This is a genomic window from Clostridium kluyveri, assembly GCF_001902295.1.
GTDB classification, from domain to species: Bacteria; Bacillota; Clostridia; order Clostridiales; family Clostridiaceae; genus Clostridium_B; species Clostridium_B kluyveri_B.
The window spans coordinates 3,936,164-3,962,576 of record NZ_CP018335.1; the positions used below are offsets into that span (position 1 = coordinate 3,936,164).

Genomic DNA, 26,413 nt, shown 5'->3' on the forward strand with positions numbered 1-26,413 from the left:
GTAAACCTCATCAGGCATTGGTTTAACTGGGTTCTCTGAAGATTTACTTTGCATAATATCTCGACTACTTTAATTTAGAAAGCCAATTTAGTAATGACGCATCTTCACTCCAATCAGGCAGGTTGATATCAACTAAATCGGGATAAGCACTCTCAATTGCCTGACGTTTTAACTCTGTATCACACTTAGCATAAGTCTCTGTAGTTTTGATGCCCTCGTGTCCTAAAAAATCCCGGATATATATCAGATTGACTCCGGCTTGTAGCAGATGCATTGCTTTGCTGTGACGAAACATATGTGGTGTTACTTTTTCAGGGACAATCGTTGAGATTCTTCTTGCTGAGCATACATACTGTGAAATAATGTATGCAATACCCTCTTTAGTAAGTTTGTTATGCTGCTTGTTCGTAAATAAGGGGCAGTCACTTTTCCAATTCACGTTTAAGGAATTTTCCTGAATATAGCGTGACAATAAAGCAAGTGCATTTTTCAATAGTGGAACTCTACGTACCTTATTTCCCTTTCCAGTAAGAATAAGAACTCCTGGATTATTCAACACAATATCACGCACCCTTAGATCGACAAGTTCCTGTACTCTGCATCCAGAATCATAAAGGATACTTAAAAGGGTTAAATCACGACGTCCTTTTGGAGTAGTCTTGTCTGGCTGGGATAATAAGAGCTTCATAGCCTCTGGTATAAGATGCGGTATTGATGGTTTTTGTGTCTTCTTAATCGGCAGTGAAATCACTTTTTGAAAATGAAGAATTCCCTCTGGTTCCTCGTACTGCGCATAGCGAAAAAAGGAATGTATAGCTGCAAGTCGTTGGTTTCTAGTTGAAATACTACATTTTTTGCTTGTTTCCAGCCACTCAAGGAAATCCTTAATCAATCCATGCGTCAGCATGTTCAGGTTGAGTCTTTCAACAGGCATATTTCGTTGTTCCTGACAGTATCTAATTAGCAGTTTAAAGGTATCCCGGTAGGATGTTATTGTATTTTTGCTAGCATTTTTTTGTCTTGGCAGGTATTCAGACAAGAATCCAGTAAGGTGTATTGCAAAATCAGTAGGTTTCACCAGCATCACCTTCCAATTCGGGGATAATGTCTGGATAACATCCCTCTAGCTTAATAGATATATCGGGGAATACATCAGCAGTCATTCTAAGGTAATATGAAGTTTCATTAAAGGAGTCGTGTCCCATATATGTCTTCAGTATTGGAAGGTAAACTGAAAGGTCTTTTTCTTCTAGAACCCATTTTTTCAGACAGTGGCATGCAAAAGCATGGCGAAAGTCATGAACTCGTGGACCCTTGCCGCGGCCTCCATGTGAAATTCTAGCTCTCCATAGAAAGCGCCTAAAGTTGTGATATACATTACCTATAGTCATTGGCTTGCCATCCAATCCGGGAAAAAAGTAATCGCTACGCTTGGAAATCACATGGACACATTTGAAGTAATCGCGACAGCGACTTGTTAATTCATCCGACATTGGAACTAGACGGCTGTTGTCTTTCTTGGAATGCTGGATGGTTAGTACTCCATCCCTAAGATCTACATCATCTATTTTAAGTAGTCTTGCTTCTGAAGAGCGAAGACCGCATGAGTAGATCATTCTAAAGAATACTGGCATAATCAAGTGTCGTTGTGGACATTCGCTGACATAAGGACATTTGTCTGTCTCATGGAAGAAACGCTGCAATTCATCTACTGTATAAATATATGGAACGTATTTCTCTTCAACCGGATAGTAACCTTTTGGAAGAATATATGCATTTATTCCTATACTATCCAAATATATAGCAAACTGTCGAAGTACTGAAGCTCTTGAGCATTGATTAGCTTGTGCCTCATAAATCTTCTTAGAGCACCAGTCTAAAACTATTTCTCTTGTAAGTTCTTTTGCTTTAGAATACTTTTTAGCAGTAAATGCAGAGAATCGCAGGAGATGCTCTTTCTCAGTTTTATACTTATATCCGATTGCTTGTTTTAACTTAACATGGTTTTCGATATACTGAGCAAATGGGCCTTTGAAAAAATAATCACTCATGGTTATCCACCTCCGGTGTATTCAGGCAGCATTCCTTCAGCTTATTTAAATCTACTTTTAAATAAACTGCTGTGGAATCAGTATCCGTGTGACCAAGGATATCTGAAATTACTGCGAGAGGTGTGCCATGTTCAAGCATTCTCGATGCTGCAGTATGTCGAAGCGAGTGCATACCCCGACGTTTTTTTAGTGTTGGCAGATGGGCAATTACCATGTAGTTCTTGATTAATTGAGATAAGTGATCCCCTTCTGAAAAAGGGAGGAACGGTGCCATATGTCTTACAAATACAATTGATGAATCAACCTTTGGTCGTCCATATTTCAGATAATCAATAACAGCCCATCCTACTTCAGAGGGAATTGGAAGAGTAACTGTTTCTCGCGTCTTTGATTGTACGAATACCAACTTCTTCTCTTCCCAGTGAAAGCAATTAAACGTCAGGTTTTTGATGTCAGTAACCCTAAGTCCCAGCATACAAGCGAGAAGAATGATGGCATAATCCCGTTTTCCTTTTGGGCTTCCACGATCAATAGCTCCTATCAGTGCGACCAATTCAGCCTTTGTCCAAACGGAAGGAATGCGTGTCTGCTTACGTGCTTGAACCATCGGTGTCTTTGCAGCTAAATCAGTTTTTAAAATGTCCTGCTCGAGAAGATATCTCAAAAAAGTACGTATTGAGCAGATATTCTGTTCCACAGTTTTATAAGTGTAACCAGCTAGAGTTCTGATATAGCTATGTATAATTGAAAGGCTGATATTACGGCAATTACAGATGCCCTGTGAAATAAGATAATCCATAAATCGCTCCGCTTGATTCACGTAGTGATCAATAGTTACCTTAGAATAACTCCTAGCTTCACAGTAACTTTTGAAGTCACTGCTGATTTTCATAAAGTATGGATCAGTCAAAAGATCTCTGTATTTATAATACCGCCTTAAAACGGTATTATGCATTTGGAAATCGCCAATCATTCTGATGATACGAAGTTCCTGAGTATCCTTTTGGCACAAGGTTTTATCAAAATCCTTTTTAAAAATCTGAAAGTATTTTTCTACAAAGTCTATTCCCAATTGTTCGGAGTAATAAGTTTCGTTACGATTTTCTGCAAACTTTATGATTTTCTCCCAACGATTACGATAAAACTTCATAGAGCCTTCAGTGTAGCCTAATCTCAGTAGCTCCTGTTCTAAATCTAGCAATAATTCTTTAAGTGGTTTTCTATGCATATAAAATGCCTCTTTCAATAATTTTTTAGTTTTTACATTATTATCATTGACGGAGATTATGCAAAGTAAAACAATGGAATGTCATCATAAAAAACCTAAAAGTCTGGGTGGGGATGATAGTTATAATAATCTAGTGTGGATAAAAACAGAAGTCCACAGATTAGTTCATGCAGTACAACAAGAAACTATTGAAAAATATTTAGAACAACTAGATTTAAATAAAATAGGTTTAAAACGAGTTAATTCTTTAAGAAAGTTAGTAGAAAATTCAGTTATTTAATTAGTAAAATGCAATTTGTTGGAACGCCGGATGAGGTGAAAATCTCATGTCCGGTGTGAGGTGGGGGAAAAGATTGAGATAATTTCAAAGTCTTACCTATCACGCATGGATCAGTGATATATTAAAATTAAAGCTTTCAGATTTATTAAAACCTAATATGAAGACTGTAAAAGATTATGTAACAATTACCGAAAAGAAAACTAAAAAAGGCAGTACTGCCTTTTTTTATTCCTACTTTGCCCCTGGTTACACGGATGCTCCCATTACCCCTTATTATGTTATTATTTCACATCAACTCATTTAGTTTGTAAATCTTCGCTACATCATGTTCCGATATAATTCGAGATAGGCTGTATGCAATGATTATAATTCCTGGAATATCTACTAATAATCGCGTAATAGCAAATTTTGAACCTAAGGCAGACAACTCAAATAAAAACATAGGTATTTTGGTGGTAGACCATGCACCAATAAATATAAGTATATTGGAAAATTTAACACCCTTTTTCATAAAGACGGCTGCTATAGGAAACGCTCCATACAATGGCCCTGCAGCCGCAGAACCTAAGATAAAAGATAATATAATTCCTTTTATTCCTGAATCATCTCCCATAAATCTTATCATAGTTTCCCTTGGGACCCACACATCTAAAAGTCCTAATAGTATAAATATAGGAGGAATTACAAGAAACATTTCCTTAAAACTAAACCCTATAATACCTATAGCCTTTATACCAACATTCTTATTTATTAGAATTAATACTAACATTATTATAATAGTTACAGTAAAAAACCTATATCGCTTTAAAAGTTTCTTCATACACCACCAACCACCCTTCCAATGACAAATGCTACAAAAAATGAAAATATAAATGCAAGTACATTTCTCCATATAGTAAGTTTTCTCCCAAAATATTTCATCTCAACAGGCATAGTAATTATTCCTACCATCATGAGAGTTGATACAAATGCCCCTATCTGCATATACCCTGCACCATTTTCAACTAACATTTGTGCAGTTGGAAAGGCCACAAAACCAGGGATTAATGTTATTGACCCAATAACTGCTGATATTATAACACCAAACCAGCCAGATTCTCCACCTATTATTTTAGATATGAATTGGGTATCTAAAATAGAAAGAAGTATTCCGACCAATATAATAACACCTAAAAATTGTGGTAAGATGTTTTCAAAGGATTTCCACGCTTTTTTTAGAGTCATCTTTGTTTTTTGCTTATCCTTATAAAATGAAATAATTAAAAGAATTATTGTTATTCCATATAAAATATAGTTACTCATTACATGCATCTCCATAGCCTATATAATTTACTCTTAACAAAGGCTATCTCAAAATTAATTAAATATGTAATCTTGAGGCAGCCCTCTTGGTAACTATAAATACTTTTTAATTTCTTCTGCTGTTGGAACTCTTCCAAAAACTTTAACTTTTTCATCAACTACAAGGCCTGGAGTCTTCATAATTCCATATTTCATGATATCCCTAATATCTGTAACCTTTTCAATAGTAGCATCTAATCCTAACTCTTTTACTGCATTTTTAGTATTTTCCTCTAATCTTTTGCAATTTGAACATCCCGTTCCTAATATTTTGATTATCATTTTGATACAACTCCTTCTAATATTTTTTCATTTATAGTATGCTTCCTTAGACTTATACGAATAAAAATCCGAAAGCATTAAATAAATATCCAATTATTATTATTCCGACAGATGCTATACCAACAAATATACTTAGTAATTTAGGTTTAACAACTTTGCTTAGCATTATTATTGATGGAAGTGAAAGTGTTGTAACTGCCATCATAAATGAAAGTACTGTACCTATTCCTACACCTTTGCCAAATAATGCTTCAGCTATTGGAAGTGTTCCAAAAATATCAGCATACATTGGTATTCCGACTACTGTTGCTATAAGTACTGAAAATGGATTGTTAGCACCAATAACATTTTGAATTATTGATTCTGGAATCCAATTGTGTATTGCTGCACCTATTCCAACACCAATAAATACATATAGGCATACCTTTTTAATTATCTGTGTTACTTGATCTTTTGAATATGATATTCTTTCTTCTCTAGTTAACTCAATTATTTCAGCATTTACATTATCAATTTCTTTTACATAACTTTTTACATATTCTTCAAGTTTCAATTTATCAATAATTGTTCCGCCTATTACTGCAAGTATTAATCCTACGATTACATAAGCTATTGCAATCTTTGCTCCAAAGAATGACATCAATAAAAGCAATGATGCTAAATCTACAAGTGGTGACGAGATTAAAAATGAGAATGTTATTCCAAGTGGTAATGCAGCTGAAGTAAATCCTATAAATATTGGAATACTAGAACAACTACAAAATGGGGTAATTGTCCCAAGTAATGCTCCGAGTATATTTCCTTTTATCCCTTTTATATTCCCCAATATCTTTCTTGTTCTCTCTGGTGGAAAATAGCTCTGGATATAGGATATTATAAAAATAAGCACCGAAAGCAATATAAATATTTTTATAGTATCATATATAAAAAAGTGAATACTTCCCCCAAGCCTTTCATTAGTTGACAATCCAAAAACATTTTCAACTAATTTTTTTACTAAATTAGATAACCAAGTCATCTTTAACAATTGATCATTTAACCACTCAAATATTGTTGATAGTAAATCCATAACTAGTTCCCCTCCTCCCTATTCTATTAACTACCTATACTTCTTTATTTTTAATTTGGCACATTTTTCTTTCCTTAATTTCATCAGCATATTTTAATCTTTCAAGATCATCCTTTATAACTTCATATTGACTAGAATTATCTATAATATTTTTTAAGATTTCTTTTAGCATTTCATTATTATTTAAATAGTAATATATAAATTTCTCTTTTCTTTCATCCTTTACAAATTCCATATCTCTAAGTTTTGCTAAGTGTTTTGAAATTTTAGGTTGAGATTCTTCTTCCAATATTCCTTGTAATTGACAAACACATAACTCTTTATTATATAGCAGAGTTAAAATCCTTAATCTTGTTTCATCTGATAATACTTTAAATAAATCTGTAAGTTTATACATTTCTATACTTCCTTTCACTAGTATACATTTTAATCCAATACTCATATACCCATATGGTTATATGAGTATATTATTCCTTTATATCGGATTTGTCAACTTATAAATTTAAATTTTACAATCCTAGTACTTTAAGAACTTTTCCATAGATCTTTATAAAGAATATAAAGACTAATAATATAACTCAAAAATTAGTTTATTAGTTTAAGTGTAATTGAGGGTATGTTTGAAAATTTAGTTTATGATGGAATTGAGGATTTACTTAAAACATTAGAATATAATAACAAGATACTGGTTGTTGCAACATCTAAACCTCAAGTATTTGGGGTACCGTCAGGAAAATGCGGATTTACAACGCTAAGCCCATTTTCAAGACGATTCCCCCATTTTTAACAACGTTAAGAAAGTTTTAGTGGTCTTAAAGAATCTAATGAGATCACTTTCTCCGAATTAAAATGGTATTCTCCTAGTAAATTAATATGTTCCCAGCCTAAAGGTGACATATGGTGCAATAAATCTTCATTAAAACTACCTGTCCGTTTTTGATATTCAACTGCTTTTGTTAGATGTAGAGTATTCCAGATACTAATGGCATTGATAATTATGTTTAAAGCACTGGCCCTTTGAAGCTGATGTTGTATGGTTCGTTCCCTAAGCTCTCCTTGTTTTCCGAAGAAAATAGCTCTTGCCAGCCCATTCATGGCTTCACCTTTATTCAATCCTTTTTGTATTTTTCTTCTTAGCAATTCATCTGAAATGTAATTAAGAATAAAGATTGTTTTTTCTATTCGGCCCATTTCGCGTAAGGCTGTAGCTAAACTGTTCTGTCTTGCATAAGAACCTAATTTTCCCATAATAAGGGATGCTGAGACTGTTCCTTCTCTTATTGAATGGGCTAATCGTAAAACATCCTCATAATTTTCTCCAATGACCTTTGTATTTATTTGTCCACGTAAAATAGCTTCTAGTTTTGGATACTCGCTTGCTTTATCTATTGTAAATAATTTTGAGTCCGATAAATCTCTTATTCTTGGAGCAAATTTAAATCCTAATAAATGGGTCAATCCGAAAATTTGGTCTGTGTAACCTGCTGTGTCTGTATAATGCTCTTCTATGTTGAGATCCGTCTCATGATGCAATAAACCATCCAAAACATGAATCGCATCTCGTGAATTAGTATGTATAATCTTTGTATAGTAAGAAGAAAATTGATCACTTGTAAATCGATAGATGGTAGCTCCCTTTCCAGTTCCGTAATGTGGGTTTGCATCTGCATGCAGTGATGAAACTCCTAGTTGCATTCTCATACCATCTGACGAGGATGTGGTACCGTCACCCCAATAGGAAGACAATTGCAATTTGTGATGAAAATTTACTAATACGGCTTGAGCTTTATTCATTGCGTCTTCATACATGCGCCATTGAGACACATTGGCTAGTTGTTTATATGTAAGTCCGGGTGTGGCTTCAGCCATCTTACTCAATCCAATATTCATTCCCATTCCTAAAAGGGCAGCCATGATAATGATTGTTTCTTCTTTATCAGGTTTTCGATTATTAGAAGCATGAGTAAATTGCTCATGAAATCCCGTTATATAAGCAACATCCATGAGTAAATCAGTTAATTTTATTCTTGGCAGCATTTGATAAAGGCTCGCACTAAACTTTTTTGCTTCTTCTGGAACATCTTTTTCTAAGCGTGCAAGTGACAGCTTTCCTTTTTCAAGAGAAACCCCGTCTAACTTGTTGAAATTGGCAGCTAACCACCTTAACCTTTCGTTAAGGCTGCTGGTTCTCTCCGTCATATAATCTTCGAATGATAAACTAACTGATAATCTCGTATTCTCCTTCGTTTGGTTCCATGTATCTTCTGAAAACAAATATTCCTCAAAATCTCTATACTGTCTGCTGCCGACAATGGAAACATCTCCTGCCCGAACATGCTCCCGAAGTTCTGTTAAAACAGCCATTTCATAGTAATGACGATTGATTGTTGTACCATCATCCTCGTATAAATGCTTTTTCCAACGTTTTGAAATAAAATCCACAGGCGAGTCATCAGGCACTTTTCGCTTTCCGGATTCGTTCATTCCTCGGATAATCTCAACAGCTTGTAAAAGTGGCTCATTTGCCTTTGTTGAATGAAATTCCAATACCCTTAATAGCGTTGGCGTATATTTTCTAAGTGAATAAAATCGTTTTTGCAGTAAGTCTAAATAATCATAGTCCGCAGGGCGTGCAAGCTCTTGAGCTTCTTCCACTGAAGAGACAAAAGAATTCCATTCAATAACGGATTCTAAAACCTCAAAAACGTCTAATTTTTCCTGTTTTGCTTTGATTAAAGCTTGTCCGATGTTCGTAAAGTGTATGACTTTCTCATTTAGCTTTTTACCGTTTTGTTTCTGAATTTCCTCTTGAGCCTTACGGCCTTTTGATAACAGACTAAGTATTTGTCTGTCATGGATTTCAAAAGCTTTGTCAGTTAACTCCTGAGTAAGATGTAATAAATAGACGGTTAATATCGAATATCGTTTATTTTCTTGAAAGTCACGAAATGCATAAGGCTCATATCTTGAACCTAAACTAGATAGCTGTAACAGGCGATTGCGATGCAAATGACTAATTTTTACCGTCTCTAATTCTATTCCCCGTATGTATTCGAGTCGTTCTATTACTTTTAGAAATGTTTCGGGTGAAGGATGACCCGGTGCTTCCTTTAACCAACCCAATATCGTTTTATTGGATTCGGATGGATGCTGCAAAGTAATGATCCCTTCAAGTTTTACTTTTTGCTCATTTGTTAGGGACTGACTAACCGTATTAAATAGCTTCTTTTCAGCCATTGCTCTTGCCTCCCACACCATTCTCTCAAGTGTAGTGATAGCAGGCAGTATGATTTTGTTTTTTCTTAGAAAGTCGATACATTCATGTAGCAGATGAATGGCATCGCCATTTTCCAAAGCCAATTGATAAAGATGCTTAAATGTTATTCGGTATTCTTTTAGGGTAAAAGTTACAAAATCGTATTCACTTCGAATTTCTTTCAAATGATCCCAAAGTGTATTTTCTCTTTGAGGATAAAGACTAAGTGAAGATGGACTGGCACCGATTTGTTTTAATATGTAATGTATGACTGAACCTGGGATGCTTTTGATATGAGTGTACGGCCAACCGGGATACCGAAGAACGGCTAATTGAACGGCGAACCCTAACCGGTTTTCTTCTCTTCTTCGTTTATTTATAATTTCTAAATCTCGTTTGGAAAAAGTGTAGTAGGTTCCTAGCACCCACTCATCTTCAGGAATTTGCATAAGAGCCTGTCTCTGTTCGGGTGTAAGCAATTCACTACCTCTTGCGATTTTCATTTAGCATCATCCCATTTCTGTAATTTTTCAATTTATTACTTCAATTATATATCAATAGAGTGTACTCTATTGATACAAGTATAGTAGACTGATAAAATAGTAGTTAAGAGTGTCTCATAAGACTTGTCTCAAAAATGAGGTGATATTTTGCGGAAAATCGGTTATATACGTGTCAGTTCGACTAGCCAAAATCCATCAAGGCAATTTCAGCAATTGAACGAAATTGGAATGGATATTATTTTTGAAGAAAAAGTTTCTGGAGCAACAAAGGATCGTGAGTAACTTCAAAAAATGTTAGAGGATTTACAGGAGGGTGACATTATTTATGTTACAGACTTAACTCGGATCACTCGAAGTACGCAGGATTTATTTGAATTGATTGATTACATACGGGATAAAAAGACCAATTTAAAATCATTAAAAGATACTTGGTTAGATTTATCAGAAGATAATCCATACAGCCAATTCTTAATTACGATAATGGCTGGTGTTAACCAATTAGAACGAGATCTTATTCGTATGCGTCAACGTGAAGGGATTGATCTGGCCAAGAAAGAAGGAAAATTTAAAGGCCGATTAAAGAAATATCATAAAAATCATGCTGGAATGAATTATGCGGTGAAGCTATATAAAGAAGGAAATATGACTGTAAATCAAATTTGTGAAATTACAAATGTGTCTAGGGCCTCATTATATAGAAAGCTATCAGAAAGGAGCAGTTGATGGGTTATACTAAAAATCGGAAAAATATAGTAGAAAATAAATTCCATATAGAGGTGGAATTATATGCCTAAAATTGACAATATACTAGCAATTCTATGGATGCTTAGTTCAGGTGAAAAAATTACTGCAAAACAAATTTCAGAAAAATTAGAGATGAATATAAGGACTGTGTATCGTTATATTGATACACTTTCAACAAGTGGCGTACCTATAATTTCAGAACCAGGACATAACGGTGGATACACTTTATTGAACAGTTTTATTGAAGCTCCTCTTTTTTTTGATTTTGAAGAGCAAACCTCACTTTATCATGCTGCTGTTTTTGCAGAAGAAGCCGGATATTATGGTGGTGAAGCACTAAATAGAGCTATTTCAAAGCTAAGCAAATATTCAAATCAAGAGCAGGAAACAAAGATAAACCAACATTTAACCAGTCTTGAAGTAATAAGTCGATTAAGTTCCCTTTCCATGGAACCTTTCTTGAGGGAGTTGGAGAAGGCCGTAGCTGACGGATACACTGTAAAAATTCAATACCATAAAAGTGGCGAAGAGAAATCAAAGTATAGATTGGTTAATCCGTACAGAATTATTTATTGGAATAATAAGTGGTATGTGATTGGATTTTGTCACCTTAGGAATGATATCCGAAGTTTTAGAGTAGATCGAATTGAAAGTCTAATGCTAATCGAAAATAAGTTTAACCGGCCAGAAAACTTTTCAGCACGTGACTTTTTTATGAAAAACCTTCTTCCAACTATAGAAGATAAGGAAGGGATTATTTCTTTAGTTATTAATGGAAATACAAGGGCGTTGGATGATATTTGCCAACATTGGTTTTTAGGACATTATTTACAAGAACGGACTTCAAATCAAGCAGTATTTCTTCTTGAAAAAGATATGATACATACATATGTACCTTATTTACTTTTACCGTACGGTAAATCTATTCAAGTTATTGAGCCAATAAGTCTTAAGAAAAGACTTGTTGAAGTTCTGTCGGAATTAATAAAATTTTATCAAGTATGATAACTTCCCTGACGTTAGCTGTCAGGGAGGTTATTTTATAATAGGCTATATCAATTGTGATTGGAGTGTTATTGGATGCAAACAAAAAAAGTTTATCTTTATGTATTTAATACAATGTCAGACTGGGAATATGGACATTTAATTGCTGAACTAAACTCAGGAAGATATTTCAAAAAGGATTTAGCACCTTTAAAAGTAATTACAGTGGGAGCTAATAAAGGAATTATTACTACCATGGGAGGACTGAGCATAAAACCAGATATTTCCCTTGATGAATGTACTCTTGAGAGTAAAGATCTTTTAATTTTACCAGGAGGGACTACTTGGAGAGAAGATATTCATCAACCTATCTTGGAAAGAATTGGCCATGCATTAAAGGTTGGCACTATTGTTGCTGCAATTTGTGGTGCAACTGAGGGCCTCGCGAATATGGGATACCTAGATTCTAGAAAGCATACAAGTAATAACTTAGAGTATATTAATATGGTATGTCCTAATTATAAAGGAGAAAAGTTTTATGAGTTGGGACCTGCGGTATCTGATGCGAATTTAGTTACTGCATCAGGAGTAGCTCCTCTGGAATTTGCGATGGAAGTACTGAAAAAAATAGATGTATTTACACCAGATACATTACATTCATGGTATAACCTAAATAAGACCCATAAACCTGAATACTTCTTCCAGTTAATGAATTCAATAAATAAATGAAGTAACTGAAAAGCTCAATTTCTCTATTTTGATTTGCAGAGAAGTTGGGCTTTTTAATTTGGAATTTCATTAGCGTTGTAAATCCGCATTTTCCTGACGGTACCCCTATTTGCACAACAAATATTAGAGAAGTTTGATATTGCCAAATATTTCACGTATATTGCTGGAAGTAATCTTGATGGAACAAGAGTTAAAAAAGATGAGGTTATTCAATATGCATTAGAAAGCTGTAATATCACCAATTTACCAAAAGTAATAATGATATAGGGGACAGGGAACATGACATTAATGGTGCAAAAAAGGTAAGAATAGATTCAATTGGTGTTCTGTACGGATATGGTGATAGGGATGAACTTGAAAAAGCAGGCACAGATTTCATTGTTAATCTGGTAGTGGACAAAGTTTACTATAAAGTTAGTTCGGAATCTTCTTATTAAGTTTAGTAACTAAGACCACATGATGGATATTAATTCTACCATATGGTCTATTTTTATACATATAAATACTATATTCATAAATTACCTTTATATAGTATATGCTTTTCAGTACATGACATGGCTGCTGGTATTACCCCTACTGCTAAATTTTGACCGTTTGAATTATCGATCAAGAAAGAAATTGCATATGTCAATATTCCTATGGCAAAACCAATTCCCGCTGTTAATTGCGGCATTCTTGCATGACGCAAGTTGACTTTTGCCATTCCAAGTGTTGTTTTCATTATTAATAATCCCCCTTTTCGTTGCCTACTAGTCCAACAAAGAAATCCTGTAAGCTCAAAGCAGAAATCCAAACATCCTTTTCATCAATACGTCTGTCAAAAATATACCGAGATAAATGATTACCTACTTTTGTTTCACCAATAACTCGTAAGCCATCTGTGGCAGCCTTTACAAGCTCTGCGGAACCTGTAACACAATATGCTTTTTCATCAATATTATTCATATCACAAAATAAGATAGGCGCTCCTTTATCTATGATGATAAGCTGTTCTGCCACTTTTGACATTTCATCAACAATGTGTGTTGATACAACAACAATTTTAGGTTTTTCCGCACAACTTTCCATTAACATATCGTAGAAGGCCTTGCGCATAATTGGGTCGAAGCCGAGTACAGGCTCGTCAAGAAGTAGTGTGTTTTTACTTGAAGCCAACGCAATAAGTGTATTTACCATTGATTTCATGCCAAAAGATAATTGATTATATTTTTTATGAGTGTCCAACTTAAAACGCTCTGCCAAGTTTATCGCGAATGAATAGTCAAACAATGGATTTATATTGGCAGCAGCATGAATTAACTCATTAAGCCGAATATTGAATTGTCTTGCATCCGCTTCTACAAAATGAATATCATTGGGCATATCCATCATGTCTACTTTTTTTCCATTTATCTCAACTTCACCAGAGGTTGCCGCAATATGTCCTGCCATAGTTTTAAGCATGGTAGTTTTTCCTGCTCCGTTACGCCCAAGCAAACAATATATACCGGGTTCTTTAATTGAGATTGAAATATTATTAAGAGTCGTAAGTTTCCCATAGCTCTTTGTTACATTCTTAAATTCAATCATGTAAATGCTCCTTTACAATATCTAGTAGTTCCATATCAGGAATACCTATTTTTCTTGCTTCGTTTATAAAATTTGGAATTATGTTGTCAAAAAACTCTTTTTCTCGTTCACTCAAAATCATTTCTTTTGCTTCTTTTGTAACTGCCATTCCAACACCACGTTTTTTGTAAATAATGCCACGGTCTGTTAGTACGGAGATTGCTTTTTGCGCTGTCGTGGGATTTACAGATAAAAGCTTTGCTATCTGCGGAGTTGAAATAATCAAATCATCCACATTATATGTGCCGTTGAGAATGTCGTCCTTTATCATATCTATTATCTGGACAAACATTGGCTTTTCAATATTCAATCTCACCACCCTTTCTTTTTTATAGTGGGTTAATGGATTAACTCACTAACATAATAACAAAACTATTTATAGCTGTCAATAAGAAAATTACAAATTATCAATTCACATATTAAAATATAATCATTGATGTTGATGTTTATACTCAAGGATTTAATTATGTTCCCAATTGATTATTATTGAATAAATTAACCCACCAGATTTAAAATCTTTAAACATTTCTTCTATATCAAATCTTTTTTTATATTCTCTAATTGCAAAGGTCTGTTCTGAATTATTTGCTATGAACCAGGTATCATCAGAATTTTCTGCCCTGCAGATTGCTAGATTGCATATATATTTTTTAGATGTTAATTTTACAATGTAAAAGTGTCACTACCATTTTATGATGATAAAATTATCATTTTTTCTAGTATTTTTTGATTCTGTAGTAATATATTCTTGATCATTGATCATAATATTCATCATTTCAAGTATAATATTTCATTAATTTACAGTGTAAATATTATCTGCAATAGGATTACTAATCAACTTTAACATAATACATCTAAATCACTGTCCGTAAGTCAGCGTCAAACCCGTGTTTTTTTATTTGGCGGGATATGGACAATATTGTTGCTTAACTTGTTCGGGTAAAATTTAATCCGATGGTTCCAATCATTATAAGTGAAATGAACATTATTTTAAGAAAATCTATCCGCTCCTTGAAGATCAAGACTCCAATGATTTCAATAGCGGTGATTCCTAATCCTGACCAGATTGCATAGGCTACACCAATGTCTATTTTTTTCAGTGCTTAATGATAAGAAAAGCAAGCTAAAACCGTAAGATACCAACATTGCCAACATCTTAAAGCTTATTATGTGATTTGAGCCTTTCAATGTTGTTGTTCCTATTACCTCAAAAGCTATAGCTAATATTAAATACACCCAACTCATTCCCATACCAATCCCTTTACAAAAAACAACGGGTAGATCACAAGATAAAGATTAAACGCCCACCACATTAAATCGAAATCTCTTCTCAGAAACCAAAACGATACCGCTTGTAGGCCGGAGCAAAAGGTCAGGGCAAGAGAAAGAAGGGCAAACTTCTTCAACAGATTGTTTTTCCTTGAAAATAAAATCATAGTGGTAATTCCAGTAAAAGCCACACACATATCAAGCGGGAAAAAAGACCAATTCCAAGCAGATATTATTGGGTTGGTATAATCCTTGAAAGCTAAATTGCTCGGAATAATATGCAATAAGGTTATGAACCAATAAATAAGAAATCCAAGATCGGTAGCTAAAAAGAATACCTTTAATCTCTTCAAGGCATTTCATCCTTTCCATCTTCAGACTGTTGATTTTTCAAATTGCCAACCACCCTATTTAACAAACAGCTTACGTCTGATTTTTGCTTATCCGTAAGATATTTCAACATATCATTTGCCAGACTATGATATAGCTCATAATCACCTTGAATTATTTGAGTGCCTTTTTCAGTTAATTCCAGATGGAAAATCCGCTTATCTTCTTTCTGACTGAATTTTTGAAACCAGTCCATTTTTCATCAGTCTTTGTACCATAGCTGAAATTGAAGGCTTTGTTAAGTGTAATGCATTGGCGACGTCTCCAAAATTGGGCGTTTCAAGTTGATAAATAACGGTTAGATAATAGTAATCGTTCATATTAAAGTTCTTTATTTGTCCGTCTGAAAGTATCCTGTTAATGTTGTCGATAGATTTTTTCCAGAAGTGGTTTGCGATTATGGCGATGTCCTCTTCAATCATATCTAATAGTTCACCTCATTTAATTAAATATATCTAACTAAATGCTAGTTTATCACAGATTATACCAATTTGTAATATCTTGGTTAAAAAGAATGTAAGTGTTGTCCCAGACTTTAAAGGACGGCCTTTGCGCTAGGGTTGCCCATTACATTCCTTTTCCGTTGAGACACCGGGACGTTGGTTTGATTACAGAGACAAAGCCTGTCTATGAAAAGTCCAGCTGATTATGTCCTTATTCGTAAAAATTGAGCAGCCGAACGGCGGAAATGTACAATTATATTGTTTATATTTTAATTTACCTTTATCTTTCATTTCCATTAGCGAATAAATGTTTAGCAGATCATCCTCTGTAAGCTTAAGCTGTCGATAGAAGATCCTATTTAACTCATGACTCATGCCTTTACTGATATTTCTTTGTTTACCAGTAATTTCATATAGATATTTAATTGAATATCTTTTAAAGTTAGTACCGTAAAATTCTTCTAAAGAAGTATCCAATTTCACCCTCAAATTCTTGTATTCTTTTTCCATGTAAACGTTTCTTAGACTATTCAGCTGTCTTGTCATCTATCTCCTGCATAATAGGATCACCCTTACAGTAGTCATAATTCCATAAGTACCTATATTGCAATTCATTTTTTGTTAATTTTCTGGTCAATTATAAATTCCCCTCGTCATCTAAAAGGTCCCAAGCTTCATATCTCTGAAATAGCTGCTCAATATTTCTGAATAATTTGTTACTTATCCTGTTTTTCTGGTGTACAATAGTACTTAAATATTGTGGCAAAATGTCCAGTTCGCGTGAGATTTCTGTATATGTTAAATTATTTTTCTTTCTTTTACAATACATATAGCCACAAGTAGCAGTATTTTACAACCTCTTCTATAATTAAAAATTTTCAAATAAAAATGTGCCATCTAAATAAAAAGTGTCTGTTTGCTCAAAAGGAAAGTTACTATAAATAACACATTCAATATCAGTATTGCGAATAGCTTTAAAGAAGGTTCTGGAATATGAGGTGTTCCGCAGACAATAATATTTTTCCCCTTTAAATCATCATATCCGCAGGTATTTCCAAAGTGCATATTATCCTCTACATTGAATCCAGCATCTTTGAATAAAGATTTAAAATTCTTAAATGTTAAAACTGTGCAATCAGTGTAATTCTTGCCCCTTGCTTTTAGACTATCTTTTATATATTGAAGTTTTTGGTCTGTGTTACTCGACAAATTGCTTCTGCTAAAACTATGGGCAATATGTTGTAATATATTTCCTACATAATCAATATAATCCAACTGATAAAATTCCAACAACTAAAGAAATAGTTAATACTTTGGCTTCCAATGAGTTTGAAGGAAGATATGTAGGTTCAAAAGGCAAAGATAGCAAAAAAGCTGTAATAGTATCAGCACATTTTGACCATTTAGGATATGTAGATAGAAAACTTATTAGAGGTGCTTTGGACAATGCTTCTAGATTTTCCTTAATGAAAATAGCCAATGGACTACAAGAAAAAGCTAAAGAGAAACCTTTTGATGAAGATATAATTTTTTGTGCCTTTAATGGAGAAGAAGAAGGAACAGCAGGAAGTCATGCATTTGTTAAACAGATCACATCAAAATCTTTATATAACAGTATATACAATATTAACATAGACTCTATAGGATCTAAAGAAGGAGGAAAACTTGCTTTAAAGAATATGAGCAAGGTATGTAATAAACTATATGACGCTGTGAAAACCACTTCAAAAAATGATAATGTTGAATTTGCAGATACTAGAGTTATGGGTGTAGGCGATTATCTTAGTTTTGAAAATGCAGGTATATCGAATGTCTTTTTTGTACAAGAAGGTATAGAAAAGTTAGTTCATAAGCCTACAGACACTCCAGATATTTTAGATTATAACCAAATAGATAAGATTGCAAATTTATAAGGGGATTTTATACAAGAAAATAATGGTATAGAATTTTAAAATTAGATTATGAAATATATTATTAGTTTATGTTTTATTTTGTGAAATAAAAAGAGTTAGTTTTAAACCCACTCTTTCAGTTCCTTATTTTGACGCATTTCCTTTATCCGTCTACATAAGATCGCTCTTGCAACTCCAGTAACTTCACAGATTTTGCGGAGTGACATAGATTGAGCTTTATATAACTCCAGTGCAAAGTCCAACTGTTTTCCACCTAATATTGACAACTTTTTAATATTATATTCTTAGCAATTTCTTTCTCTTTATCATCAAATACCCATCTGGTTCCATTCCTTTTTAAACCTGATGCCCTTAATGCTTTTCTGGCATTATAGGGTAATATCTCTGCAAACTTTTCTGCCTTTATCTCTTTTAATAGTTCTTTTAATGTTAACTTTTCCATTTTCAGTTATCCTTCCTTATACCTATTTCTTAACACCTGCACATCAAAACTATTTTGAGCTGTGGCTCCCTTTACATCTTTTAATTTATCCTCTATTATGTTTATAGTTTCTATTATATCCCTTAAATCTTTAGATACTGTTTTCAATGCTGACTGTGTCAAACTTATTTCATCCTTGAAAGTGTCATTTATCTTTTTAAACTGCCTTTCATTTTGTTTTGAGTGTGCCTGCTGTCCTTCTATTACTGTATTAAGCTTTTTATCCATGTTTTCAAGTAGTATTGAATGTTTGTCTTGCCCTGCTTGAAGTTTATCCAACCTATCATTTACAGGCTTCATCTCATTTTTTATCATTGTTTGTATAGAATCTAAAAGTTGTTTTTCATCCATCTTTTTTGTACCTCCGATATTTATATTTAAATTATAACTGAACACTGTAATTCCTTCAACTACTGTTTATATTTTCCACTGTGAAGCACTTTTTTATTCTGTTGGATTTACATATAAGCGCTCTTTCAGTTCTAATGTTTTGTGAGCTATTAATAAAGCTTTTGCCATTATTTCCTTTTCTGAATCTTCCTCATTAAAAGGAATATAGCCACCGGTTTGACGTATTTGTGGAAGTATCTCAGATGTTACCCATCTTTTAAACTTCTTTGCTATTGGAAGTTTAGACGAAAGTATTAAGCTGTAAAGACCAGATTCATTAATACATACAACATTACGATTTTGACCTGCCAGAACGATTCGTTCAGTCAGCTTATCTTCATCATCTATATGATCACGAATTGCTTTTTGTGGATTGGTATATCCTAATATCTCTGCCACATCTTTTCCGACAAACCGAGGCTGTCCATCTCTTTCTATCACCCTTGTATAATGAACATATAGTAAAAATTCATTATACTTTTCCTTTCTTAGAGATTTTTACTATAATTATCATAAGACGCTGTGGATTAGTTTTATCACCTATAGCTGGACTATTTTAATTGAGGATCTAACCACTGTCTTATGCTTATCTGTTAATTAGTTAGATAACGCATGACGTTTTATATATAGCAAGGATACATTTGCATGAGATTTGTGGAACATGGCGTATAATACTATAAAGGAGTTGTTCTTATGATTTATATTGGTATAGATATAGCAAAAAACAAACATGATTGCTGTATTATAGATTCAGATGGTGTTGTTTATAATGATTCTTTACGTATATCCAATTCCCGTCAAGGGTTTGAATTACTTTATTCTTCAATACTTTCCATTCTGCCTGACAAGGATATTTCCAACGTAAAAATAGGACTTGAATCAACAGGTCATTACAGCACCAATCTCCAAAACTTTTTGTATGCTAAAGGCTTCAAGCTCTCCATTCTCAACCCTTTAGCTACAAATCTCTTCCGTAAAGCCCAGTCTCTTAGAAAAACTAAGACTGATAAAACGGATGCATTGGTTATTGCTAAAATGCTCTTTTCTGATGATACAAAATCCTATTCTCCTGTATCATACCAGATTCAAGAGCTAAAGTCATTAACCAGGCATAGATATCGCTTAATTGGATATAGGTCTAAGTTGAAAACATCTGTCAATAGATTGGTAGATATTATGTTCCCCGAGCTGCCCGATCTTTTTTGGTCAATTCATCAATCTTCTTCCTATGCCCTTTTATCCATACTTCCAAGCCCAAAAGATATAGCTGCCTGCCACCTGACCAAGCTAACAAACATACTAAATACAGCTTCCAAGGGCAAGTATGGAAAAGATAAAGCTATTTCTCTAAAGGAGTCTGCTGCAAATTCTATTGGCACTAACTCAAGGTCTCTAAGTTTTGAACTCAAGCAAACCATTAGGTTAATACAGTCAGTACAACACGAGATTGATTCCTTAGAGCTTCTCATAAAAGAAATCGTTGTTGAGATCAATTCCCCACTTATTAGTATTCCAGGAATTTCATATACCCTGGCAGCTATAATATTGGCAGAAATCGGCGATATTAAAAGATTCACCACTCCCTGTAAACTCCTGGCCTTTGCCGGATTAGATCCCTCCACCTATCAATCTGGAAAGTACACTGCATCCCATACACCCATGGTCAAACGGGGTTCTGCCTACCTTAGATGGGCCATACTTATGGCTGGGAGAACTGTTTCAATGAGAGATGCCACTTTCTCTGCATATTTGTCGAAGAAACGCTCTGAAGGCAAGCACTATTATGTTGCCATGAGCCATGTTGCTAAAAAATTGATACGTATAATATTTCATCTTCTAAAGACCAATGCAACTTTTGCTCCACAAATATAAACTTATCCATAAAAATTAATATTTTTCAAAAAGCAATTTTCCATTGCTCTTTTTGTCATGCTTTCTTTTTTCAATTAAATAACTATAAAAATCTTTTGATTTTTAACTTGACTTCATATAGTTAGTCTCACTTTCCTGAACTCTGGATTTTTAAAAATTTGCTGTAATTTCTAAAGTACTGCTTGAGTAGTTTTAAATAACTTGTCAGCCACCAAGAGTAGGACATTTTTGGATAACCAATATAAAGTCAGTGTTTTCAATGAATCCATACTCAGCCACCCTATCAAACCATTTTTATAAGGTGTTCCAATTTCTAAATTCTAAAAATTTACAACCTGTATATAATGCTTTATTGTACTTTTTCTTAAATTTTTTACTTTACAACTTAAAATAAATTTCTCAAATGCTTCTTCTAAAGTTAAATTTTTTTTATCATTATTTTGCAATTCAATTTTATGCCTCAAAATTTCACCTCCAATATGTGTACGTTATATACAGACACAAATAAAAATCCCTCAACAGATTACAAACATTTTGTAAATATAATCTATTGAGGGGTTTTCTCTACATAATTATTATTAAATTTTAGTTATATCAATCGAAACTCTGTAATATAAAGGTTTTTGGTGCGGATAACAGGACTTGAACCTGCATGAAGTTACCCTCACTAGAACCTGAATCTAGCGCGTCTGCCAATTCCGCCATATCCGCAAAATTACTTGATTATTATATCATACTTTTTTAATTAAGTTAATATATAAAATTTTATTTTTATCAAAATATATAAATCCATTTGCTAATCTACGTAAAATTTTTTATCTAATTGGCTACAGCAGAATTTGAATATAAATTAAATACTACATTTCCTCCTGATGTATATCCCTCTATATATATAGGATATTTAAAATCATTTCTAAATTTATAGTCTATATTTCCATAATCTACAGTAGCATCCATACCTTCTTGCACATAATGTACCGGAAGAGTGTGGTGAGATCTCTCAACAGATGGCAGGCCTGCCTTGTTCACTGCATTGTAAAGAGTGGTAGATACCTGACATATTCCCCCTCCTAATCCATCCTCCAGCTTATCTCCAATAATAACAGGAGCTGCTTGATACCCTTTGGCTGCAGTTCTCTCTCCTACAACTCCATTAAAACTAAAGGTATCACCAGGCATTACTATATATCCATTTATGCTTCCTGTAGCAAGCTTTATGTTATTTGCCCTCTGAGATGAAGATATACTCCCATAGTTTGTACTAAAACTGGATATTAATGTATCCACAACTTTTAATTCTTCTGCTTTTATTGCAGCTTCTACAGACTGGAGTTCTGCCTTTATGCTTAAATCTTTACCTACACTGCCATCTATTTTAGAAGCTAACTCTTTTTTTAATGCATTTTTATTTAATTTAACTCCACTTTGTTCAGATATTACTGTAAAACCCAATCCTTCCATTTTCAAAGATGCATTTATAGGATCTAAATTAACCTGCTTTTCAATATCATCTATAAATGTTTCTACAGTTTTTTCATCATAAGTAAATTTTAATGTGTAATTTACAGCCTTAGGGGAATTTAAAATTTTATATTTTTTAAATATGTTACTATCCTTTCCGTAGGAATATGCCTGATTTACCACTTCGCTCACATTATACTTAGGATTGAGATTTGAATAAGACAGCTCATACTCCTTATCTCCCGCAGTTACAATAATTTTCTTGTTTTTTATTTCATCTGAATAGGCGGCTTTTACCATACTTTCAGCTTCTGTCTTGGTTTTTCCAGAAAGATCTATATTGTTTATAGACACCTTAGGATAAATTAAATTATCCCAGTATTTTATGTCATTATAATGATACACTATAAATCCACAACTTATACTTATAAAGACAGCTAAAGCACATACAATTGCTACTGATAACCTTTTTCTTAATAATCGTTTTGATTCCTGCGATTTATCTCTTCTACTCATTTTGACCACCTCTTTATTTTTACATAATTATTATACTATACAGTTATAACTTTGGGTATGTAAAAAATATTATTTAAATTATATTATTCCCTGAAAATAGACATAATTTTATGATATTATAAAATCATAATAATCCAATAAAAATTATTTGAATACTTAAAATACGGAGGTAGTTAAGCCATGAAATCTGAAATATTATGTGTAGGTACCGAAATCTTACTAGGAGATATAGTAAATACTAACTCTCAATTCATTTCTAAAGAACTGGCAAATTTAGGCATAGAAGTATACCATCAATCTGTAGTAGGAGATAATCCCCAAAGACTTTTAGATGAACTGAAGCTTGGATTTGAAAGATCTGACATTATAATTACTACAGGAGGACTTGGCCCTACCCAAGACGATTTAACCAAAGAAACCGGTGCTAAATTTTTTAACAGAGAACTTGTACTAGACGAAAAGTCTTTAAAGGAACTAAAAGAACACTTCAATAGAATGGGAAAGTCCTATTCAGACGGAAATAATATAAAGCAGGCTTATTTTCCAAAAGGTTCTACAATATTTTCCAATCCTTACGGCACAGCTCCAGGATGTGCTATTGAAGATAAAGGTAAGATTTTAATAGTTCTGCCAGGTCCCCCAAGAGAAACAAAACCCATGTTTAAAAACTACGTAATACCACTTCTCAAAAAATATAGCAATGGTATAATAAAATCCAAAACACTTAGAATATATGGACTTGGAGAAAGTTCCATGGCAGAAAGAGTATCATCTTTTATAGAAAACAGCACAAATCCTACTGTAGCCCCCTACGCTAAAGAAGAGGACATAATACTTAGAATTACTGCAAGGGCAGCAGAGGAAAAAGAAGCTTTAAGTCTCATAGAACCTGTAGAAATTGGACTTAGGAAAATTCTTGGAGTCAATGTATATGGAGAAGATGATGTAAAAATGGAAGAAGTACTAGGCAGACTACTTATAGATAAGGGATATACACTATCTTGTGCAGAATCCTGTACCGGTGGATTAATTGCCTCAAAGCTTATAAGCTATCCTGGTATATCCAAAGTATTTAAGGAAGGCATCGTAGCTTACAGCAATGAGGCTAAAATTAAGAGACTTGGGGTAAAAAAAGATACCCTGGACAAATATGGTGCTGTAAGCCCTGAAGTTGCAAAAGAAATGGCTATTGGTATAGCTGAAACTTCCAATACGGACATAGGCATATCTACTACAGGAATTGCAGGCCCTGATGGTGGAACCCCTGAAAAGCCCATAGGTCTTGTATACATAGGTCTTTACAACAGAGGTGAAATCAAGGTAAAAAAACTCCTCCATGCGGGAACAAGAGATATGATAAGAAAAAGAGCCACCATGAATGCTCTTGACTGGATAAGACGACAAATACTATAGATATATTTCAGATTTTAGGCATCTGAAAATAAATAGCAGAAACCCCATTATTTATTTTTAGATACCTTTTCATATTTCTCAGGATAATTAAAATATTGGCACCAAGGTACTAGAGGACAGTTTTCACAGTCTGGCTTTCTAGACTTACATATAAGCCGTCCATGCCATATGAGGTAGTGGTGGGCATCACTCCACATAGATTTAGGTATATTTTTCATAAGTTCTTTTTCTACCTTGTCTGGTGTATTACCTGTTGCAATACCAAGCCTGTTAGATACTCTAAAAACATGGGTATCCACGGCAATGGCCGGTATGCCAAAGGCATTTGATAAAACTACATTTGCAGTTTTTCTTCCCACTCCTGATAATTTAGTCAGTTCTTCCATAGTTTTTGGAACTTGACCTTTGTAATTTTCCAAGATTGCCCTACTGGTTTCTAATATATGTTTGCTCTTACTCCTGAAAAAACCACAACTTTTTATTTTTTCTCCCAATTCTTCCTCAGTTAGAGAAAGCATTTTTTCAGGAGTGTTATATTCCTTATAAAGTTCACATGTAACTTTATTTACCCTAACATCTGTACATTGAGCTGATAATATGGTTGATACCAAAAGTTCATAGGGAGATCCAAAATTCAATGCACATTTTGCCTGTGGATATGTTTCACTTAGTGTTTTTAATATATTATCTATATTTTCTCTATTCAAATTTTATCACCTTCATCCAAACTGTAAACTCCTCTATATTTTTCAGGCAGTAATTCAGATATTTTAAACATAAAAAGATCTGCCATCCTATTCTCATAATCATGTTTATTTTCGCCTTTTTCTTTAATGGGAATATCTACTTGTGATCCTATATTTACATAAACCTTTGCATTATGAAAGTCTTCTAATGCCATATCTTTGCCGCTTATAGGTAAAAGCTTTTCAGTACCATAAATGCCAATAGGTACAATTGAAGCTTTAGTCAATTTTTGTATTAAAACTACACCCTTTCTAGCCTTTCCCATAGCTCCTGTTCTGCTTCTCGTCCCTTCTGGGAATATAAGTATACTTCCTCCTGCTTTTAAAGTCTTTACAATTTTAGATATAGCATCCTTATCTGCGCTGTTAGGTTTTATGGTTATAGTTTTGGTCATACTCATCCCCAATTGAGTCAAAGGATTTTGATTAAGTTTTGCTCCTGCCACAAAAGTTAAATTTTCCGATTTAAGTACACTGCTTAATACAAGTGCATCTGAATTACTGAGATGATTACAGATAAATATTGCAGGTTTTTTCACCTTGTTTAAATTCTCAACACCTTTTACCTTTATATCTGCATATTTTTCTAAATAACCAAATAATATTTTGTTTGAAATATAACTTACACATTTTTTAGGAAGATATCCTATCAATTTAGCTATCCATGGAGAAATCATATATAAAGTCACCTTTCCTTTCACATTACCTTATGTTCTAAAATTAAATGCTGCTATAATAGATTATAATTTTAAAAGCTGGAAAAGTCTATCATTATAATAATTTTTAAAAATTAAGAAAAGACAATAATGCCATTGTCCTTTCTGTATCTATGGAATTATAATTAAAAATTATATAACCATTTCATTATATATTTTTCTTCTTTTACCTGCATAATCTTTTATTTCTATAACCTGGGCGATGGGCTTATATATAGTCCTTGTTGGTACTCCTACTGCAGTACAATTTGAAGGTACATCTTTCAATACAACTGCATTTGCACCTATCTTTACATTATCTCCTACAACTATTGGTCCAAGTAATTTGGCTCCACTGCCTATAAATACATTGTTTCCAACAGTAGGATGCCTTTTACCTGTATCCTTACCAGTTCCTCCTAACGTCACCCCATGATACAGAGTCACATTATCTCCTACTTCCGCAGTTTCACCTATTACAACTCCCATCCCATGATCTATAAATAATCCTTTACCTATTTGGGCTCCCGGATGTATTTCTATACCAGTTAAAGCTCTAGCCGCCTGTGATATAAAACGTGCAATAAAAAAACATTTCTTTTTGTAAAAAAAGTGAGCTATTCTATACCATATCAATGCGTGTATAAAAGGATACAGTAAAAATACTTCCAATGGATTTCTAGCAGCAGGATCACTTTTCATGGCATTTTTAATATCGTAAGCCAATAATTTAAATGGATTTTTCATCA

General features: G+C 33.6%; 37 protein-coding genes, 1 tRNA gene and 1 pseudogene. 10 read left to right on the forward strand and 29 right to left on the reverse strand.

What is annotated here, in order from left to right:
• Window positions 1–64: 64 nt before the first annotated feature.
• Genes BS101_RS19195 through BS101_RS19205 form a run of 3 tightly spaced genes read right to left on the reverse strand, consistent with a single transcriptional unit; the run spans window position 65 to window position 3,279 of the window.
• Window positions 65–1,078 carry a site-specific integrase gene (locus BS101_RS19195; RefSeq protein WP_073540265.1) on the reverse strand — a complete coding sequence of 338 codons (1,014 nt, stop codon included), beginning with the start codon at window positions 1,076–1,078 and terminating at the stop codon, window positions 65–67.
• Window positions 1,065–2,051 carry a tyrosine-type recombinase/integrase gene (locus tag BS101_RS19200; protein WP_073539205.1) on the reverse strand — a complete coding sequence of 329 codons (987 nt, stop codon included), beginning with the start codon at window positions 2,049–2,051 and terminating at the stop codon, window positions 1,065–1,067. The genes BS101_RS19195 and BS101_RS19200 overlap by 14 nt, the downstream gene beginning before the upstream one ends.
• Entirely contained in the window at window positions 2,044–3,279 is a 1,236-nt protein-coding gene (locus BS101_RS19205; RefSeq protein WP_073539206.1) for a site-specific integrase, read from the reverse strand. The genes BS101_RS19200 and BS101_RS19205 overlap by 8 nt, the downstream gene beginning before the upstream one ends.
• 58 nt (window positions 3,280–3,337) lie before the next feature.
• On the opposite strand from BS101_RS19205, the gene BS101_RS19210 reads away from it, so the two are divergent.
• The gene (locus BS101_RS19210) at window positions 3,338–3,559 is read left to right on the forward strand and encodes an HNH endonuclease signature motif containing protein (protein ID WP_073540266.1); all 222 of its coding nucleotides are present in this window, start codon (window positions 3,338–3,340) and stop codon (window positions 3,557–3,559) included.
• A gap of 286 nt (window positions 3,560–3,845) precedes the next feature.
• On the opposite strand, the gene BS101_RS19215 is transcribed toward BS101_RS19210, so the two are convergent.
• The 5 genes from BS101_RS19215 to BS101_RS19235 form a co-directional block, all read right to left on the reverse strand.
• Window positions 3,846–4,379, reverse strand: coding sequence for a permease (locus BS101_RS19215; protein ID WP_073540267.1), 534 nt, complete (start codon window positions 4,377–4,379; stop codon window positions 3,846–3,848).
• A complete protein-coding gene (locus BS101_RS19220; protein ID WP_073540268.1) occupies window positions 4,376–4,861 on the reverse strand; it encodes a permease in 486 nt (161 codons plus the stop codon). Before BS101_RS19220 ends, BS101_RS19215 begins: the two co-directional genes overlap by 4 nt.
• A 93-nt stretch (window positions 4,862–4,954) precedes the next feature.
• Window positions 4,955–5,182, reverse strand: a complete 228-nt coding sequence (locus tag BS101_RS19225) for a thioredoxin family protein (RefSeq protein WP_012102109.1) — start codon at window positions 5,180–5,182, stop codon at window positions 4,955–4,957.
• Window positions 5,183–5,234: 52 nt separating this feature from the next.
• Window positions 5,235–6,251: a permease gene (locus tag BS101_RS19230; protein WP_073540269.1), complete on the reverse strand. Its 1,017-nt coding sequence runs from the start codon at window positions 6,249–6,251 to the stop codon at window positions 5,235–5,237.
• 34 nt (window positions 6,252–6,285) lie between these two features.
• Complete coding sequence (locus tag BS101_RS19235; protein WP_073540270.1) at window positions 6,286–6,648, reverse strand: ArsR/SmtB family transcription factor; 363 nt, start codon at window positions 6,646–6,648, stop codon at window positions 6,286–6,288.
• 219 nt (window positions 6,649–6,867) lie between these two features.
• On the opposite strand from BS101_RS19235, the gene BS101_RS24655 reads away from it, so the two are divergent.
• On the forward strand, window positions 6,868–7,038 hold the full coding sequence (locus BS101_RS24655) for a hypothetical protein (RefSeq protein ID WP_156876099.1): 171 nt from the start codon (window positions 6,868–6,870) through the stop codon (window positions 7,036–7,038).
• A gap of 5 nt (window positions 7,039–7,043) precedes the next feature.
• On the opposite strand, the gene BS101_RS19240 is transcribed toward BS101_RS24655, so the two are convergent.
• The gene (locus tag BS101_RS19240; RefSeq protein ID WP_073540271.1) at window positions 7,044–10,010 is read right to left on the reverse strand and encodes a Tn3 family transposase; all 2,967 of its coding nucleotides are present in this window, start codon (window positions 10,008–10,010) and stop codon (window positions 7,044–7,046) included.
• Window positions 10,011–10,157: 147 nt separating this feature from the next.
• On the opposite strand from BS101_RS19240, the pseudogene BS101_RS24055 reads away from it, so the two are divergent.
• The 5 genes and pseudogenes from BS101_RS24055 to BS101_RS24065 form a co-directional block, all read left to right on the forward strand.
• Window positions 10,158–10,562, forward strand: a pseudogene (locus BS101_RS24055) (recombinase family protein); the annotation flags it as partial.
• The gene (locus BS101_RS24660; protein ID WP_278335287.1) at window positions 10,554–10,733 is read left to right on the forward strand and encodes a helix-turn-helix domain-containing protein; all 180 of its coding nucleotides are present in this window, start codon (window positions 10,554–10,556) and stop codon (window positions 10,731–10,733) included. The pseudogene BS101_RS24055 and the gene BS101_RS24660, both read left to right, overlap by 9 nt.
• A gap of 63 nt (window positions 10,734–10,796) precedes the next feature.
• Entirely contained in the window at window positions 10,797–11,759 is a 963-nt protein-coding gene (locus BS101_RS19250; protein ID WP_073540272.1) for a helix-turn-helix transcriptional regulator, read from the forward strand.
• 75 nt (window positions 11,760–11,834) lie between these two features.
• On the forward strand, window positions 11,835–12,467 hold the full coding sequence (locus BS101_RS19255) for a type 1 glutamine amidotransferase family protein (protein ID WP_073540273.1): 633 nt from the start codon (window positions 11,835–11,837) through the stop codon (window positions 12,465–12,467).
• A gap of 317 nt (window positions 12,468–12,784) precedes the next feature.
• Window positions 12,785–12,904, forward strand: a complete 120-nt coding sequence (locus BS101_RS24065; RefSeq protein WP_242649488.1) for a hypothetical protein — start codon at window positions 12,785–12,787, stop codon at window positions 12,902–12,904.
• A gap of 74 nt (window positions 12,905–12,978) precedes the next feature.
• On the opposite strand, the gene BS101_RS24070 is transcribed toward BS101_RS24065, so the two are convergent.
• The 10 genes from BS101_RS24070 to BS101_RS19300 all read right to left on the reverse strand — a co-directional run bounded on the left by BS101_RS24070 (window position 12,979) and on the right by BS101_RS19300 (window position 17,452).
• Window positions 12,979–13,170 (reverse strand): hypothetical protein, encoded by a 192-nt coding sequence (locus BS101_RS24070; RefSeq protein WP_242951340.1) that lies wholly within the window; start codon window positions 13,168–13,170, stop codon window positions 12,979–12,981.
• A gap of 20 nt (window positions 13,171–13,190) precedes the next feature.
• Complete coding sequence (locus BS101_RS19265; RefSeq protein ID WP_073540274.1) at window positions 13,191–14,036, reverse strand: ATP-binding cassette domain-containing protein; 846 nt, start codon at window positions 14,034–14,036, stop codon at window positions 13,191–13,193.
• Entirely contained in the window at window positions 14,029–14,391 is a 363-nt protein-coding gene (locus BS101_RS19270; protein WP_431732544.1) for a GntR family transcriptional regulator, read from the reverse strand. Before BS101_RS19270 ends, BS101_RS19265 begins: the two co-directional genes overlap by 8 nt.
• 610 nt (window positions 14,392–15,001) lie before the next feature.
• On the reverse strand, window positions 15,002–15,175 hold the full coding sequence (locus BS101_RS24465; RefSeq protein WP_347472954.1) for a DMT family transporter: 174 nt from the start codon (window positions 15,173–15,175) through the stop codon (window positions 15,002–15,004).
• Complete coding sequence (locus BS101_RS24470; RefSeq protein WP_347472803.1) at window positions 15,111–15,326, reverse strand: SMR family transporter; 216 nt, start codon at window positions 15,324–15,326, stop codon at window positions 15,111–15,113. Before BS101_RS24470 ends, BS101_RS24465 begins: the two co-directional genes overlap by 65 nt.
• A complete protein-coding gene (locus BS101_RS19280; RefSeq protein ID WP_073540275.1) occupies window positions 15,317–15,697 on the reverse strand; it encodes a DUF5360 family protein in 381 nt (126 codons plus the stop codon). The genes BS101_RS24470 and BS101_RS19280 overlap by 10 nt, the downstream gene beginning before the upstream one ends.
• The gene (locus BS101_RS24075) at window positions 15,694–15,930 is read right to left on the reverse strand and encodes a hypothetical protein (protein ID WP_242951341.1); all 237 of its coding nucleotides are present in this window, start codon (window positions 15,928–15,930) and stop codon (window positions 15,694–15,696) included. The genes BS101_RS19280 and BS101_RS24075 overlap by 4 nt, the downstream gene beginning before the upstream one ends.
• On the reverse strand, window positions 15,893–16,156 hold the full coding sequence (locus tag BS101_RS24475; RefSeq protein ID WP_347472804.1) for a MarR family transcriptional regulator: 264 nt from the start codon (window positions 16,154–16,156) through the stop codon (window positions 15,893–15,895). The genes BS101_RS24075 and BS101_RS24475 overlap by 38 nt, the downstream gene beginning before the upstream one ends.
• 186 nt (window positions 16,157–16,342) lie before the next feature.
• The gene (locus tag BS101_RS19290; RefSeq protein WP_207649437.1) at window positions 16,343–16,687 is read right to left on the reverse strand and encodes a hypothetical protein; all 345 of its coding nucleotides are present in this window, start codon (window positions 16,685–16,687) and stop codon (window positions 16,343–16,345) included.
• A gap of 387 nt (window positions 16,688–17,074) precedes the next feature.
• Window positions 17,075–17,452 (reverse strand): hypothetical protein, encoded by a 378-nt coding sequence (locus BS101_RS19300; protein WP_073540278.1) that lies wholly within the window; start codon window positions 17,450–17,452, stop codon window positions 17,075–17,077.
• Window positions 17,453–17,490: 38 nt separating this feature from the next.
• On the opposite strand from BS101_RS19300, the gene BS101_RS19305 reads away from it, so the two are divergent.
• On the forward strand, window positions 17,491–18,090 hold the full coding sequence (locus BS101_RS19305; RefSeq protein ID WP_242951342.1) for a M28 family metallopeptidase: 600 nt from the start codon (window positions 17,491–17,493) through the stop codon (window positions 18,088–18,090).
• Window positions 18,091–18,191: 101 nt separating this feature from the next.
• Here the strand turns inward: BS101_RS19305 and BS101_RS23035 are convergent, their stop codons facing one another.
• From BS101_RS23035 to BS101_RS19320, 4 genes are all read right to left on the reverse strand, one after another.
• Window positions 18,192–18,332, reverse strand: a complete 141-nt coding sequence (locus BS101_RS23035) for a hypothetical protein (RefSeq protein WP_156876101.1) — start codon at window positions 18,330–18,332, stop codon at window positions 18,192–18,194.
• An 11-nt stretch (window positions 18,333–18,343) separates the two neighbouring features.
• On the reverse strand, window positions 18,344–18,532 hold the full coding sequence (locus BS101_RS19310; protein WP_073540279.1) for a hypothetical protein: 189 nt from the start codon (window positions 18,530–18,532) through the stop codon (window positions 18,344–18,346).
• A 6-nt stretch (window positions 18,533–18,538) separates the two neighbouring features.
• A complete protein-coding gene (locus tag BS101_RS19315) occupies window positions 18,539–18,922 on the reverse strand; it encodes a hypothetical protein (protein WP_073541430.1) in 384 nt (127 codons plus the stop codon).
• Between the two features lie 93 nt (window positions 18,923–19,015).
• Complete coding sequence (locus BS101_RS19320) at window positions 19,016–19,402, reverse strand: BRO-N domain-containing protein (RefSeq protein WP_073540280.1); 387 nt, start codon at window positions 19,400–19,402, stop codon at window positions 19,016–19,018.
• 252 nt (window positions 19,403–19,654) lie between these two features.
• Here BS101_RS19320 and BS101_RS19325 point away from each other — a divergent pair, with 252 nt between their 5' ends.
• Window positions 19,655–20,833, forward strand: a complete 1,179-nt coding sequence (locus tag BS101_RS19325) for an IS110 family transposase (RefSeq protein WP_073538976.1) — start codon at window positions 19,655–19,657, stop codon at window positions 20,831–20,833.
• Between the two features lie 320 nt (window positions 20,834–21,153).
• On the opposite strand, the gene BS101_RS23045 is transcribed toward BS101_RS19325, so the two are convergent.
• The 3 genes from BS101_RS23045 to BS101_RS19335 form a co-directional block, all read right to left on the reverse strand.
• On the reverse strand, window positions 21,154–21,297 hold the full coding sequence (locus BS101_RS23045; protein ID WP_156876102.1) for a hypothetical protein: 144 nt from the start codon (window positions 21,295–21,297) through the stop codon (window positions 21,154–21,156).
• Between the two features lie 160 nt (window positions 21,298–21,457).
• A tRNA-Leu gene (locus BS101_RS19330) sits at window positions 21,458–21,544 on the reverse strand.
• A gap of 108 nt (window positions 21,545–21,652) precedes the next feature.
• On the reverse strand, window positions 21,653–22,810 hold the full coding sequence (locus BS101_RS19335) for a VanW family protein (RefSeq protein WP_242951343.1): 1,158 nt from the start codon (window positions 22,808–22,810) through the stop codon (window positions 21,653–21,655).
• A 180-nt stretch (window positions 22,811–22,990) separates the two neighbouring features.
• On the opposite strand from BS101_RS19335, the gene BS101_RS19340 reads away from it, so the two are divergent.
• Window positions 22,991–24,223 (forward strand): competence/damage-inducible protein A, encoded by a 1,233-nt coding sequence (locus tag BS101_RS19340; RefSeq protein WP_073540282.1) that lies wholly within the window; start codon window positions 22,991–22,993, stop codon window positions 24,221–24,223.
• 47 nt (window positions 24,224–24,270) lie between these two features.
• Here the strand turns inward: BS101_RS19340 and nth are convergent, their stop codons facing one another.
• The 3 genes from nth to epsC form a co-directional block, all read right to left on the reverse strand.
• Window positions 24,271–24,930, reverse strand: coding sequence for an endonuclease III (nth, locus tag BS101_RS19345; protein ID WP_073540283.1), 660 nt, complete (start codon window positions 24,928–24,930; stop codon window positions 24,271–24,273).
• Window positions 24,927–25,646 carry a lysophospholipid acyltransferase family protein gene (locus tag BS101_RS19350; RefSeq protein ID WP_073540284.1) on the reverse strand — a complete coding sequence of 240 codons (720 nt, stop codon included), beginning with the start codon at window positions 25,644–25,646 and terminating at the stop codon, window positions 24,927–24,929. The genes nth and BS101_RS19350 overlap by 4 nt, the downstream gene beginning before the upstream one ends.
• Window positions 25,647–25,817: 171 nt before the next feature.
• Complete coding sequence (gene epsC, locus BS101_RS19355; protein WP_073541432.1) at window positions 25,818–26,411, reverse strand: serine O-acetyltransferase EpsC; 594 nt, start codon at window positions 26,409–26,411, stop codon at window positions 25,818–25,820.
• Window positions 26,412–26,413: the final 2 nt, after the last annotated feature.

What these genes read in the sequence shown, in the direction of transcription:
- BS101_RS19200 (WP_073539205.1), bottom strand. Translation starts at nt 2,051, where the DNA reads ATGAGTGATTATTTTTTCAAAGGCCCATTTGCTCAGTATATCGAAAAC.
- BS101_RS19205 (WP_073539206.1), bottom strand. Translation starts at nt 3,279, where the DNA reads ATGCATAGAAAACCACTTAAAGAATTATTGCTAGATTTAGAACAGGAG.
- BS101_RS19210 (WP_073540266.1), top strand. Translation starts at nt 3,338, where the DNA reads ATGCAAAGTAAAACAATGGAATGTCATCATAAAAAACCTAAAAGTCTG.
- BS101_RS19215 (WP_073540267.1), bottom strand. Translation starts at nt 4,379, where the DNA reads ATGAAGAAACTTTTAAAGCGATATAGGTTTTTTACTGTAACTATTATA.
- BS101_RS19220 (WP_073540268.1), bottom strand. Translation starts at nt 4,861, where the DNA reads ATGAGTAACTATATTTTATATGGAATAACAATAATTCTTTTAATTATT.
- BS101_RS19225 (WP_012102109.1), bottom strand. Translation starts at nt 5,182, where the DNA reads ATGATAATCAAAATATTAGGAACGGGATGTTCAAATTGCAAAAGATTA.
- BS101_RS19230 (WP_073540269.1), bottom strand. Translation starts at nt 6,251, where the DNA reads ATGGATTTACTATCAACAATATTTGAGTGGTTAAATGATCAATTGTTA.
- BS101_RS19235 (WP_073540270.1), bottom strand. Translation starts at nt 6,648, where the DNA reads ATGTATAAACTTACAGATTTATTTAAAGTATTATCAGATGAAACAAGA.
- BS101_RS24655 (WP_156876099.1), top strand. Translation starts at nt 6,868, where the DNA reads ATGTTTGAAAATTTAGTTTATGATGGAATTGAGGATTTACTTAAAACA.
- BS101_RS19240 (WP_073540271.1), bottom strand. Translation starts at nt 10,010, where the DNA reads ATGAAAATCGCAAGAGGTAGTGAATTGCTTACACCCGAACAGAGACAG.
- BS101_RS19250 (WP_073540272.1), top strand. Translation starts at nt 10,797, where the DNA reads ATGCCTAAAATTGACAATATACTAGCAATTCTATGGATGCTTAGTTCA.
- BS101_RS19255 (WP_073540273.1), top strand. Translation starts at nt 11,835, where the DNA reads ATGCAAACAAAAAAAGTTTATCTTTATGTATTTAATACAATGTCAGAC.
- BS101_RS24070 (WP_242951340.1), bottom strand. Translation starts at nt 13,170, where the DNA reads ATGGCAAAAGTCAACTTGCGTCATGCAAGAATGCCGCAATTAACAGCG.
- BS101_RS19265 (WP_073540274.1), bottom strand. Translation starts at nt 14,036, where the DNA reads ATGATTGAATTTAAGAATGTAACAAAGAGCTATGGGAAACTTACGACT.
- BS101_RS24470 (WP_347472803.1), bottom strand. Translation starts at nt 15,326, where the DNA reads ATGGGAATGAGTTGGGTGTATTTAATATTAGCTATAGCTTTTGAGGTA.
- BS101_RS24075 (WP_242951341.1), bottom strand. Translation starts at nt 15,930, where the DNA reads ATGGACTGGTTTCAAAAATTCAGTCAGAAAGAAGATAAGCGGATTTTC.
- BS101_RS24475 (WP_347472804.1), bottom strand. Translation starts at nt 16,156, where the DNA reads ATGATTGAAGAGGACATCGCCATAATCGCAAACCACTTCTGGAAAAAA.
- BS101_RS19290 (WP_207649437.1), bottom strand. Translation starts at nt 16,687, where the DNA reads ATGGAAAAAGAATACAAGAATTTGAGGGTGAAATTGGATACTTCTTTA.
- BS101_RS19310 (WP_073540279.1), bottom strand. Translation starts at nt 18,532, where the DNA reads ATGGAAAAGTTAACATTAAAAGAACTATTAAAAGAGATAAAGGCAGAA.
- BS101_RS19315 (WP_073541430.1), bottom strand. Translation starts at nt 18,922, where the DNA reads ATGGATGAAAAACAACTTTTAGATTCTATACAAACAATGATAAAAAAT.
- BS101_RS19325 (WP_073538976.1), top strand. Translation starts at nt 19,655, where the DNA reads ATGATTTATATTGGTATAGATATAGCAAAAAACAAACATGATTGCTGT.
- BS101_RS19335 (WP_242951343.1), bottom strand. Translation starts at nt 22,810, where the DNA reads ATGAGTAGAAGAGATAAATCGCAGGAATCAAAACGATTATTAAGAAAA.
- BS101_RS19340 (WP_073540282.1), top strand. Translation starts at nt 22,991, where the DNA reads ATGAAATCTGAAATATTATGTGTAGGTACCGAAATCTTACTAGGAGAT.
- BS101_RS19350 (WP_073540284.1), bottom strand. Translation starts at nt 25,646, where the DNA reads ATGATTTCTCCATGGATAGCTAAATTGATAGGATATCTTCCTAAAAAA.
- epsC (WP_073541432.1), bottom strand. Translation starts at nt 26,411, where the DNA reads ATGAAAAATCCATTTAAATTATTGGCTTACGATATTAAAAATGCCATG.